The sequence below is a fragment of the Aequorivita sp. H23M31 genome (genome assembly GCF_004022485.1).
In the GTDB taxonomy this organism is placed as follows: domain Bacteria; phylum Bacteroidota; class Bacteroidia; order Flavobacteriales; family Flavobacteriaceae; genus Aequorivita; species Aequorivita ciconiae.
This window is the reverse complement of record NZ_CP034951.1, coordinates 3,262,790-3,275,407: the sequence shown is the minus strand read 5'-3', so window position 1 is coordinate 3,275,407 and position 12,618 is coordinate 3,262,790. Positions and strand designations below refer to the sequence as shown.

The 12,618-nt window shown below is 38.0% G+C and carries 10 protein-coding genes; 4 read left to right on the top strand and 6 right to left on the bottom strand.

From position 1 onward, the window contains the following. Window positions 1–218: 218 nt before the first annotated feature. The 6 genes from EI546_RS14380 to alaS all read right to left on the bottom strand — a co-directional run bounded on the left by EI546_RS14380 (window position 219) and on the right by alaS (window position 9,835). Entirely contained in the window at window positions 219–2,123 is a 1,905-nt protein-coding gene (locus EI546_RS14380; protein ID WP_128251194.1) for an ATP-binding protein, read from the bottom strand. Window positions 2,124–2,218: 95 nt separating this feature from the next. Then, on the bottom strand, window positions 2,219–2,968 hold the full coding sequence (locus EI546_RS14375) for a hypothetical protein (RefSeq protein ID WP_128251193.1): 750 nt from the start codon (window positions 2,966–2,968) through the stop codon (window positions 2,219–2,221). A gap of 268 nt (window positions 2,969–3,236) precedes the next feature. Continuing rightward, window positions 3,237–5,105: an outer membrane protein assembly factor BamB family protein gene (locus tag EI546_RS14370; RefSeq protein ID WP_128251192.1), complete on the bottom strand. Its 1,869-nt coding sequence runs from the start codon at window positions 5,103–5,105 to the stop codon at window positions 3,237–3,239. Between the two features lie 423 nt (window positions 5,106–5,528). Beyond that, window positions 5,529–6,047 (bottom strand): DUF6252 family protein, encoded by a 519-nt coding sequence (locus EI546_RS14365; RefSeq protein ID WP_128251191.1) that lies wholly within the window; start codon window positions 6,045–6,047, stop codon window positions 5,529–5,531. Between the two features lie 130 nt (window positions 6,048–6,177). Then, window positions 6,178–7,131 carry a GSCFA domain-containing protein gene (locus tag EI546_RS14360; RefSeq protein WP_128251190.1) on the bottom strand — a complete coding sequence of 318 codons (954 nt, stop codon included), beginning with the start codon at window positions 7,129–7,131 and terminating at the stop codon, window positions 6,178–6,180. An 85-nt stretch (window positions 7,132–7,216) separates the two neighbouring features. After that, entirely contained in the window at window positions 7,217–9,835 is a 2,619-nt protein-coding gene (gene alaS / locus EI546_RS14355) for an alanine--tRNA ligase (RefSeq protein WP_128251189.1), read from the bottom strand. Window positions 9,836–10,044: 209 nt separating this feature from the next. On the opposite strand from alaS, the gene EI546_RS14350 reads away from it, so the two are divergent. The 4 genes from EI546_RS14350 (at window position 10,045) to EI546_RS14335 (ending at window position 12,594) form a co-directional block, all read left to right on the top strand. Further along, window positions 10,045–11,022 carry a M23 family metallopeptidase gene (locus EI546_RS14350; RefSeq protein WP_128251188.1) on the top strand — a complete coding sequence of 326 codons (978 nt, stop codon included), beginning with the start codon at window positions 10,045–10,047 and terminating at the stop codon, window positions 11,020–11,022. 86 nt (window positions 11,023–11,108) lie between these two features. After that, window positions 11,109–11,438, top strand: a complete 330-nt coding sequence (locus EI546_RS14345; protein WP_128251187.1) for a MerR family transcriptional regulator — start codon at window positions 11,109–11,111, stop codon at window positions 11,436–11,438. An 11-nt stretch (window positions 11,439–11,449) separates the two neighbouring features. After that, window positions 11,450–12,058 carry a LemA family protein gene (locus EI546_RS14340; protein ID WP_128251186.1) on the top strand — a complete coding sequence of 203 codons (609 nt, stop codon included), beginning with the start codon at window positions 11,450–11,452 and terminating at the stop codon, window positions 12,056–12,058. 71 nt (window positions 12,059–12,129) lie between these two features. Beyond that, window positions 12,130–12,594 (top strand): TPM domain-containing protein, encoded by a 465-nt coding sequence (locus EI546_RS14335; RefSeq protein ID WP_128251185.1) that lies wholly within the window; start codon window positions 12,130–12,132, stop codon window positions 12,592–12,594. Window positions 12,595–12,618 lie beyond the last annotated feature (24 nt).

The window sequence follows — 12,618 nt, the reverse complement described above, 5'->3', positions numbered from 1 at the left end:
TTATTGTTCTGAATAGCGTTTTCCAATTGATTAACGGAGTGTTCGTGCAAATGTGTAAGAGCCTGATTTCCCTTATAAAACCAAAGCCCCATACCAAATAGGATGAGAATAAATAGTATCGATATTGCCAATGGAGATAACATTCTTTTAGAAAAGATTAATCTCTAAAATTACCCTAGTTAGCTTCCATTACAAATAAGGCAAATGCCCTATTTATTTTATTCTGAATTTTTTAGTTTTAACCGCACGACAGTACCTTCATTCAGGTTCGAGATTATTTCCACTTTGCCACCCAAATCCGATGCCCGTTTTTTAATATTCGCTATACCATTTCCAAATTCTGGCTTTTGAAGGTCAAAGCCTTTCCCATTGTCTTTCACTTCCATCATAATGCTCGAAGGATATTCATCTAAAGAATTTGAGGTTTCGGAGAGTGTTATTGTTATCTCGGTTGCTTCAGAATACTTTAAAGCATTGTTTACCGCCTCCTGCATAATTCGGTAAATATTCATACCCTGGACGGATGAAAAATGTTTATCTTTTAAAAAATCATAAAAGCGGATATGGACGCTGCTAGAATTTTTAGCGTTTTCAATAAAATTTGAAATACGCACCTGAAGATCCTCAACGGAAATATCGGATTTGTTCATGGCCCAGATTGTATCCCGAAGTTCATAAATAGTCTGTGCGGTAAATTTGCTGATGGATGAAAGTTGAGCCGTTGTTTCGCGCGCAGTTTCACCCAGTCTATATTTTAAAGTATCTAGGGATGAAATAATAAAAGTGAGCTGAGATCCTATATTATCGTGCAAGTCGCGAGAGATACGGAGCCGTTGTTCCTCCAACTGATTTTGGGTTTCGATTTTACTCAAGGCAAGTTTAAGCTCCCCTTCCTTTTGCAACTGTCGCGTTTTTAATTTATGACGAAAGAAAATAAGATAAATTAATAAACCCAAAATAATTGCCAATGCAATCAAACCATAAATAAAAATGTTTCTCTGCTCTACCCTCAATTGACTTTCCGCAAGATCTGCTCTTGATTCGGCTAAGGCTTTTTCCTTTTTTTCCGTTTCATATCTCGTTTCCATTTCCGCAACTTTGCCAGCGCGTTGCTCATTGAAAACGGAATCTCTCAATACAAAAAACTTCTCCTGAAATTCATAGGCCTTTTTATAATCGCCGATTTTTTTATAGAACCAAGCGCGCTGCAGGGCCAGATCCCTCATCTTTTCGATACTTCCACTTTTTTTAGCATAGACTTCAGCCTCTGCAAAGTATTCCTTCGCAAGTTGGTTATTGTTCTCATTATAAGCTATGGTTCCCATATTGGTATAATCGGAAGCCAGGAAATAACTTTCATTCTTGATTTTATCCATCGCTAAGGCGCGGGCTTGGTATTTTTTAGCTTCGGAATACTTTTTTTGTTTTAAAAGCGTGTTCCCAATATTATTATAAACGAAACTATAGCGCAACGTGTCTTCTACTTCCTGGAGGTATTTTAAATTTTTGTAATGATAAAAAAGGGCACTATCAGGTTTCTTCCAATCGTCAAAATTGATCCCGATAACGTTATTTGCGAAGATGAGGTATTTGTAATCCTTCTTTGATGAAGAATTCATGATGTCAAAGGCTTTCTTTGCGTAAAAAACACCTTTTTTATAATCTTCGAAATCGTGATAGACATTTCCGATATCCGATAAATGAAGGGAAATATAGGCGGTATCTTTTAATTGCTCGGCAACCGAAAGAGCTTTTTGGGAATATTCCAGCGCACTTTCATAATTTCCCGCCGCCAATTTAATGTGGTGATACTGATTATAACATTTTCGCAACCGATTAAGGCTATCTAAATTCTTTAGAAGTGGAATGGCTCTATCAAAATAATAAGCAGCACTGTCATTTTGGGAAAGAGCAATTTTTTTAAAGGCTTTAAAATAGAGATAATTTGCAGAGTCAGCTTTCTGCCGAACCATCTTTTTTGCGGAGTTGAAATAATAGTCAGAAGAATCGGAACTTTGATAAGCCTTTAGAAGTGTTTTATCTATTTGTCCCTTTTGGGAATAACATTGAGAAATTGCAAAGACCGCCACTAAAAAGATGCACAAGGAGCGGCTAAAAAACATCTACAGAATTTTCGCCTAATGTACATAAAAAAGAAGAATGTTAAAAGATATGTACTTTTTTATGGTTGTGCCATGGTAAAATTACATTATATGCGTCACTTTTTCTTTTTATTCGGTACCTCATCAAAATAAACATATTCATATTTAACCGGAAAATCTCTACCCGTGCTAGAGAGGATATTGTAATGGGAGTCATATTTAAAATTTTGCTTCTTATTGTCCCTCATCACCATATCTCCCCTGTCATTAAATTTTTGAGTATAAACATCCATTTCACCCAAATTCCTGTTTATGTGGGTTGTTTTAACTGTTAAGCCTTCTGGGGAATCGGTATATTCGTAAAGAGCTAACATATTTGGAACCCCATGGTAGAAAAATTCCTCTTGGACCACCCGGTTTTTTGCATCGTAGGAATATTTTACTACCGTGGTATCTCCTTCCATTTTTGATATAAATAATCCTTTCTTATCATATTTAATATCTAAAACTCTTCCTCCTTCGAAGGCTATGTTAGTAATAAAACCCTTTTCATTTGTTTTGTAAGTAGCCATAACCAAGAGACTATCGCCCCACTTTTGCTGGGCCAAGCGCCCCAGACTATCATAAACCCAAATGGTCTGATCGGTTTCGCCAGTTCGCGATATTGCCTTACCCTGCCTATTAAATGTGGTAGTAGTCTTTCCATAAACGTCTGTAAATGATTCCACTTTTCCATTCAGTTTATAGTGGTTTAGGGTATATTGCTCGGGAATGGGATTAAGGGGCGCTACGGTCCAATCCACAGAATATTGGGCGAGTGCGAATGAATACGAGAGGAGGAAGCAAAGTATTAAGGTAATTCTCATGGCATTGATTGTTAGTTGAATGCGAATTTCAGAAAAATATTCCACTAAAAAAAGTTGGACGATTGAATCTTCATATATTTCCTAAAAATAAAATATATATTGCAATCAATTAACTAATTAAATTCGACAACAATGCAATTTCCATTAAAAATAATATGCGGTTCTTCTTAACCTATAAAAAAAATTAACCCCATAAAAACTTTATGGGGTCCTAAACCTCAAGTGCTCCTCACTTCACTTGAAATTTAAATTCTAATCTGGTTAGTGATTATTTTCTTAGATCATAAGCGAAAATTGAATTGTTATCCGCTTTGTAATACAAAATACCTCCAAGATCATCAACCACATATTCGGGTTTTTTGTCCTTTAGTACAATTTCCTTTGCTTTCTCACCAGTATCCTTATTTAGTTTTACAAGACCTACACCGTCATCCAATTTTGTCAAAATAAACTGATCGTTTTCTGTCGCAGCGGTAGCCTTAAATCGCTTCATCATTTCGGCTATAGAAGCTCCACTAGCTGCCGCCATACCACCAGCTAACTCAGCATCGCGTCGGGATTGGCTATCATATCCTGACAATTTGTTTTGAACCGATGAGTTGGCCGCTGCAACCGCCGTGGTTGCTGTAGCCACTGCCGTAACTCCCGCCAAAATAGCGCCCATTGCACTTTTTCCTGGGGCGCGATAATATTCTTGCCATTTAGGTTGCCCGTTCCAATCCATCAACAGCATATTTTGGTCGCTGCTTACCAAGATTCCATCGGTACGCACTTCTACATTGGATGGAGCTTCCTTTCCTTCAAATTTTGTTGATGCCAAGGTACTGACCTCTCCTGAGTTTGCATCTACTGCATACAAAGTTTCGTCGGCACTTATAAGGTATCTATTGTTTTTGGCATCGAAAGTAGAGCTTACCGCACTCGCTCTCTTATATTTTAGAGGCTTCCCCCATACGGCATCACCGGTACTTAGGTTAACAATGTTGGCATCTTCAGAAGTGATATAGATAAGTCCCTGCGAGGTATGTGCCATAGTTAGAATGTTTTCACCTGTTTTTAGAGGTTTTTTAAAGAGGGTTTGTCCATCAAATGAAATTTTATTGATTCCTCCTTGATAGATTCCGAAGAGAATACCGTCGTCCATTACATAGAAATGTTGGACATAGCCTTTCGTTTTTGGAGCTTTATCCCAAAGATCCTCACCATTGGAAGCACTTAAAAATGCGATATTAGATTCGTTGCTTCGAGCAAAAACACTATTACTACCTCCATCACTTTGATTGCTCACGACCGCAATGCCATTTGGAAGAATTTCAAAATTTACAACTTCTCCCTTCACTTTATGATCATCCTTCCAAAGTTCGCCACCGTTAATGCTTATCTTATGAATCCGTGTATTTTTACCATTGTTAACACTCTCAAAAGCGTAAATTTCTTTTTCGGTTCCATCGGCAACAAGTGAATTCATGTTTTTCATCTTATTTTGCCATAACAATTCGCCAGTTTTAGTCTCCATATTAAAAACCCCTTGCGAGGTTGGCAACACCAGGCTATTCTTCAATAACAGTGGTCTGCCAGTGACTACATAAGATTTAGCAATTCCAACTCTGCCAGGTTCGCCAATATCAAATCTGTAATCTTCTTTACCAGTATTAAGGTCATAAACCGCAACTTGTGCCGCATACTGTTCTTTTGAAGTTCGATTGCCGCTCACCACCAATTTGTTTTGTGGCATCATAACATCACAGGTTATAACATCTTTCCAACCATTGGTTTCGGTGCTAAACAAAGTTTGCCCTGACATATAATCTATTACGGTTTTTTTAGAACTTAAATTCGCAAAACCACCTTGATAGATTATTACATAAGGTGCATTTGGCACAAAAGTAAGTTCCTCGGGTTTTACCTTACCATATTCGGTAAAATCGAACAACAGTTCATTGCTCCCCGGTTTTATTCCCACAAGACCATCGTTGGTCGCTACCACCATGGTTCCGCCCTGGGTTAATGTCATATCATTTATTTTAGCGCGGGTATCATATCGGAAATCCGGTTGTTCAGCTTTCTGCGCAGAAACAGGATTTGCAATAATCATTATATAGGAAAATATTAAAATAAAAAGTGTCGAAGTTTTCATAATGGTTAGTTATTAGTATTGATATGTCAAAGATGACGCGTTTAAAAAGCTAATTCAATAGGGCAGATGTCGTATTCTTTTTAGTCGGGAAAGGGAAATGGGTGGTAGGTAGAGTTTTGTGGTTTTTAGCTCTAGTTTCTATTTCTATTTGAAAATTTTAAATTATATCGATATTTTTAGCTTAAAATTTCGTTTTAAATCAACTTCTCAACTCTTATTATGGATTGGTGGAGGGGTCTAAAAAAAAGTAGTACAAAACTCATTTCACTCCTAAAATCCTCAACTTCTCAACTCCTTAACTCCTCGATTTTTTTCCCCATCCATCTTCAACAAAAAAACCGAAGACAAACTTTCGTTTTTCTCCGGCTCTCCTGCCAATCATTATCGAGATTAAAAATAATGCGAACTTCTGGAAAATTACTGTTACTGTAAATTCACATTGAATGAACCTTCTGTAATTTCTCTTGTTCCATCAATGTCACTTTTAGCATTGAAATAAAAAGTACCTTTAACAAATGTATCCGTGATTTCAGAAACTTTAATCTCGCCAGCCACCGTCTCGTCATAAGGAGCAACCCAGGTTTTCTGATTCGTAGGATTGGCAATATCCACTTCGGTATAGCTGGCACTGGTAAATACATTCGCACCTCCACCAATATTATAAGTACCCACTCCGTCGAAAAAACTCATTATGGACAAAGTGATATTTTTGCCATTCATAGTGTTAGCCGAAATAAGAAGAGAACTCGTGCCATTGGAATTAGTTAGAATCGCTGATGTAAGAAGAACATCGGAGGTATACCCAGAGCCATTTACTTTCGCACTTACCGTACCAGAAGCAGTGCTTCCGCCCCCTCCACCATCATCATCCTTTTTACAAGAGGTAAGACTAACTGCAACGACTGCCATTAAAATTAAAATAGATTTTTTAAATGTTTTCATAATATGAGGTTTTTAATTCCCAAGGAAGGGAATGTGATTATTAGTTAAACAAAGTTGCGGCGAAAGGAATTGATTCACAATAAGGCATTTGCCGTATTCGAAGACTAGACAGCAAAGAGACAGGATTTGTTTAAAACTTAATATGGGGAAATTGCTCTTTAATAGAAGAGATTTTTTGCTGTAGTTTCTCTTGAAACTTATGATGCTCTACACTTTCTGGATTGAAAGGTTTATGGAATAATCCTATTTGTATTGAGGCAATTTCTTTTTGAATAAATTTTGTTTCTGGATCAATCCACACTTTTAAAAATTTCTCCCAAATAATCTCAATTGCCGTTTTATTTGGGTGAATGAGGTCTTCTGAATAATAACGGTAATCACGAAGTTCGTCCATCATTATTTCATAGGAAGGAAAATAATAGGGTTTACGATATACGAGGGACGATTTTAGACCATTGATTGCAGAAATAAGATGAGCTTTGCTTAAAGAATTCTCTGTAAATCCATCCTTAATATGCCTAACGGGCGAAATTGTATTTATAACAATAGCATTCGGATTTATGGCTGAAATCCTTTCTGCTGTATTTATAAGACTTTCGGAAATCCGCTTAATTGAAAGCAATTCCTTATTAAAATCCTTCTGTGGAAGTTTATGGCAGTTGGCCACTATTTCATCTTTTTCAGTATTCCGGGACACCCATGAAGTGCCGAATGTAAAGATTATATGCGATGAAGTAAGGAGGGATTCCTGTAAATTCTGAAGTGCTGAATTTAGATTTTCTAAAATTTCATATTTATCTAAGGATGAAAGTTCAGAGTGCACTTCAAAACATTTCCAAATTCCGTTATGCTGAAAAATATCTCTATCAGAAAATCTATTGTTTTCGATAGCGCGAGCAATCAATTTTTCAATAGAAATCGGATTGAAGATAACCCCGAAAGGGTTCTGGAGATTCTGGAATTTGTAATAATCAAACTTTGCCCCAATATTCTCCGAAAAACAACTTCCCAATAATAGAATTTTTGAAGAATAATCTATTTGATTCTCTTCCGGACGTAATTCTATTTCGGTTTGAAGTTTCACGCCATTTATTTATGTGATATCTGCGGTATTCTGCGCAATTCAGCGAAAAAATTGTGCCCAGAGTTACACAGAGAAAAGCACAGAGTTACACAAAGAATTTTGCTTTTTCTAATGCTTCATCAATTCCGCCGGGATTCTTCCCTCCTGCAGTGGCGAAGAAAGGTTGTCCGCCACCACCACCTTGAATGTATTTTCCAAGTTCACGAATAATTTTTCCCGCATCGAGATTTTTTTCGGTTGCCAATTTTTTTGAGATATAACAAGCCAATAAGGCCTTACCGTCCTGTTCCGCACCAAATACTAAAAACAGATTTTCACTTTCCCCACCCATTTCAAAAGCTAAATCTTTCATTCCAGCGGCATCAAGCTCGATCTTTTTAGCAAGAAAACCCACACCGTTTATTTGTTCAATTTCAGCTTTAAGGTCGCCTTTCAAATCTTTAGCCTTGTCCTTTAGCAATCCTTTTATCTGCTTCTGCAAATCGTAGTTTTCCTCTTGCAAAGCCTCAACCGTTTTTAAAGGATCTTGGGCATTGTTCAAGATTTTTTGGATAGCGGAAAAAGAATTACTTCTATCGATAAAATAACGCTTTGCAAAATCTCCGGTAATTGCCTCGATTCTTCTTATACCGGAAGCCACGGCTCCTTCCGAGGTTATAATAAAATGCCAAATATCTTTGGTCGTCGGCACATGTGTTCCGCCACAAAGTTCCATGGAGTTTCCGAATTTTATAGCTCTAACCGTATCTCCATATTTTTCACCAAACAAGGCAAGAGCTCCTTCATCGACAGCTTGTTGAAAAGGGATATTTCTTTTTTCCTCCAAAACAATGCCTTCGCGAATGCGGGCATTGACAAAATCCTCCACTTCTTTTAGCTCCTCCTCTGTTAACTTCGCAAAATGCGAAAAGTCAAAACGCAAGTTTCTTCCTTGAACCATACTTCCCTTTTGAACAACGTGAGTTCCCAGCACATTGCGAAGAGCTTGTTGCAGTAAATGGGTTGCAGTATGGTTGGCAGCTGTATTCTTCCTATTCAACTCGTCCACCACGGCAGTAAAGGTTTCAGCAAGATTACGGGGGAGTGTTTTTGTAAAGTGAATAATTAGGTTGTTTTCCTTTTTTGTATCCAAAATATAAGTGAGATCTCCATCGGGTGCTTTCAAATAGCCCTTATCGCCCACTTGGCCACCTCCTTCCGGATAAAAGGGAGTTAGATTGAAAACCAACTGGTACATTTCACCCTCTTTCTTACTTTCTACTTTACGGTAACGGGAAATTTTTACGGGGGTTTGCAGCATATCATAGCCTACAAATTCCTCTATATCATCTTCCGCAAGGACAATCCAATCTCCAGTTTCAACTTTGGTTGCAGAACGTGATCGTTCTTTCTGCTTTTGAAGCTCTATATCAAATTCTTTTTCATCTAATGAATAACCTCGCTCGCGAAGAATCAATGCTGTTAAATCGATGGGGAAGCCGAAAGTGTCGTACAGCTCAAATGCTTTCTTTCCAGAGATTTCATTATTACCCTTGGATTTTGAATTCTCAATTATATTCTCCAATAAAACCAAACCTTGGTCGAGCGTTCGTAAAAAGGATTGCTCCTCTTCCCGAACAACGTTTGTGATAATATTTTTTTCCGAAAGCAATTCCGGAAATGCCTCACCCATCTGAGCGGTCAGCGTTTCAATCAATTTGTAAATGAAAGGTTCTTTTTGGTTTAAAAATGTGAATCCATAACGGATTGCCCTGCGCAAAATCCTTCTAATTACATATCCAGCCCCTGTATTGCTAGGCAGTTGACCATCGGCAATGGAAAAGGCTACGGCGCGTACATGATCTGCAATAACCCTGGTTGCAATGTCCTTTTTTTCGTCCGCTCCATATTTGGAGTTGGTAATTGTTTCTATTTCACGAATTAAGGGAGTGAAAACATCCGTGTCATAATTGCTCTGTTTATTCTGTAGTACCATGCATAAACGCTCAAACCCCATCCCGGTATCTACGTGCTGCGCAGATAACCTTTCCAGACTGCCGTTAGCCTTTCGGTTAAACTGCATAAATACAAGGTTCCAGATTTCCACAACCTGGGGATGGTCTTGATTGACCAAATCTCTTCCAGGAATTTTCGCTTTTTCTTCGGCGGAACGAATATCTACGTGAATTTCACTACAAGGACCGCAGGGTCCTTGATCTCCCATTTCCCAGAAATTATCTTTCTTATTACCGTTTAATATTCTATCTTCCGGAACAAATTTTTTCCAGAAATTATATGCTTCAGAATCGTGCTCCAAGCCTTCACTCGCATCACCTTCAAAAATAGTGACGTATAGAATATCCTTGTCAATTTTAAAAACCTCGGTCAAAAGTTCCCACGCCCACTCAATTGCTTCCTTTTTAAAATAATCGCCAAAACTCCAATTTCCCAGCATTTCAAACATGGTGTGATGGTAGGTATCCATCCCAACTTCTTCCAGATCGTTGTGTTTTCCACTTACACGAAGACACTTTTGTGTATCTGCAATTCTGTTGTTTTTTGGCTTTCCGTTTCCAAGAAAATACTCTTTAAAGGGAGCCATCCCACTATTGATAAACATCAAGGTGGGATCGTTCTTCACAACCATAGGAGCCGATGGAACAATAAGATGGTATTTGGATTTAAAAAATTCTAAAAATTGTGAGCGAATTTCTTTAGACTTCATGTGGTTTACTATTTGTATTTCTGGACTGTTGCTCCAATTATAATTTATGATGTGCGAAGTCCAAGGAGCAATAAGTATCGCTCCTGCATTTTTTATAAAATTTTCCTAAAGTTGGCAGTTATGGAGAAGTGCTAACAATTTCTATATTTGTAAATCGTTACCTTTAATTCGCGCAAAACAGCGTGAGCAAAAATAGCAATTTTTAACGCATGTCTAAGGTTAAATATTACTACGATAGTGAAACGCTCTCGTATCGAAAAATTGAACGAAAGAAAGGAAGGAGACTCAAAATTTTCATCTTAAGTTTTCTCGGGATGTTTTTGAGCGGGTTTTTGTTATTGTTGGTTTACATCAACCTTCCCTCGGTGCAGACCCCAAAAGAACTTGCGCTACGAAGGGAATTAACGAATATGCAACTCCAGTTTGAGCTTTTAAACAAAAAAATAAATCAGGCCCAAGCAGTATTAGCCGAAGTAGAAGAGCGTGATAACAATCTTTACAGGGTTTATTTTGAATCGAATCCAATTCCCGAAGAGCAGCGAAAAGCAGGTTTTGGTGGGATAAACCGATATAAGGATTTGGAAGGATTTGATAACTCAAAACTTATTATTACTACTTCACGTAACTTGGATATACTCACAAAACAAATAGTTATACAATCCAAATCCCTAGACGAAATCGCCAAACTTGCAGAAAACAAAGAAAAACTTTTAGCGGCTATCCCCGCAATTCAACCCGTTAGAAATGAAGATTTAACCAGGGTTGCATCTGGTTATGGGTACCGCACGGACCCATTTACAAAGGCAAGAAAGTTCCATTACGGAATGGATTTTAGCTCACCGCGAGGAACGCCTGTATATGCAACAGGAGATGGCGTTGTAACCCGTGCCGACAATAAAGCTACGGGATATGGAAATCATATTGTCATAAACCACGGCTATGGATACGAAAGTTTGTATGGTCATTTATACAAATATAACGTCAAAGCCGGGCAGAAAGTGCAGCGTGGAGACCTCATAGGATTTGTAGGAAGTACTGGACGAAGTGAAGGCCCGCACCTGCATTATGAAGTTTTTAAAGATGGCGAACGTATCAATCCGATGAATTTTTATTATGGAAGTTTAACTGCGGAAGAATTTGAAGATATGTTGAAAAAAGCGCAGCAGGAAAATCAGTCCCTCGATTAATTCAGAATTCGGAATTCAGAATTCTGAATTGGAAGAGATTGATATTCAAATAATAATTCATAATTTATAATTCATAATTGCAAAAAATGCACATAGACCTACCTGAAAAGTTGTATTATAGCATAGGCGAAGTGGCCGGTGCCTTCGGTGTGAATACATCGTTGATACGCTTTTGGGAAAAGGAGTTTGATGTGTTGAAACCAAAAAAAAACGCAAAAGGAAACAGGAAGTTTACCCCTCAGGACATAAAAAATCTCGAGCTCATTTATCATTTAGTAAAAGAAAGAGGTTTTACTCTGGATGGGGCGAAAATTCATCTTAAGCAAAACAAACAAAAAACCTTAGACCAATTTGATATTATACGTAAATTGAAAGGCGTTAAAGCAGAACTATTAAAAATAAAAAAAGAACTTTAAATCAACTTATTATGAAAAAATGGTTACCTCTTATTATAATAATCGGCCTTATTTTAGTTATTGGAGGATGGATCGCCTCCGTAAACAATCGACTGGTACATCTAGATGAAAACGTCATGGCCCAATGGGGTAATGTCGAAAGTTCATACCAGCGACGAGCGGATCTAATTCCGAATATTGTAAACACCGCAAAAGGTTATGCCGAATTTGAGCAAGAAACCTTAATTGCTGTCACCGAGGCGCGCAGCAAGGCGACAGCAATGACTGTAGATCCCTCCAAAGCCACTCCAGAACAAATGGCGCAATTCCAAGAAGCTCAAGCAGGTCTGTCATCTGCATTGTCGCGGATGCTGCTCACCTTTGAGCGCTATCCTGACCTAAAGGCAAATGAGAACTTTAAAGAACTCATCAATGAATTGGAACGTACCGAGAACAGGATCAATGTTGAAAGAAATAGATACAATGAAACTTTAAGGCTTTACAATCCTGAAATACGGAAAGTTCCTACAAATATGGTTGCCGGATTGCTGGGGTTTGAAACTAAACCTTACTTTGAATCTGAAGCAGGTTCCGAAACAGCCCCAAAAGTAGATTTTGACTTCGGAAAAGACAAAAAATAAGTGTTCGGTGGTCGGTAGCAATTGGCAGTCCATCAGAAAATTATTTTAGAATCTTTAAAAAAAATACTATCATGTCTAAAGTAGATGATTTTTTAAGTGTTGACGACCAAGCGGCGGTAATAGGTGCAATACGTATGGCCGAAAAAAACACTTCTGGTGAAATACGGATCCATTTAGAAGCTCATACGAATCCTGAAGGAACGAAAGAAAACGAGAAAAGAGACGCTCTGGATCGTGCTGAAGAGGTGTTTAATATGCTAAATATGCAAAACACTAAAGAGAGCAATGGCGTTCTTATCTATGTCGCGGTGGAAGATCGGACTCTAGTTATCATGGGTGATAAGGGCATTAATGACCGCGTTGGTCAGGATTTCTGGGAAAGCACCAAGGATATTATGATAAACCATTTTAAAGATGGTGAAATGAAAATGGGCCTGGTAAACGGGATTCTAAAGGCAGGTGAGCAGTTGAAGAAATATTTCCCATATCGCAAGGATGATATTAATGAATTGCCGGATGATATTTCGGTTGGGTAGTCAGTAGGCAGTAGTCAGTAGTCA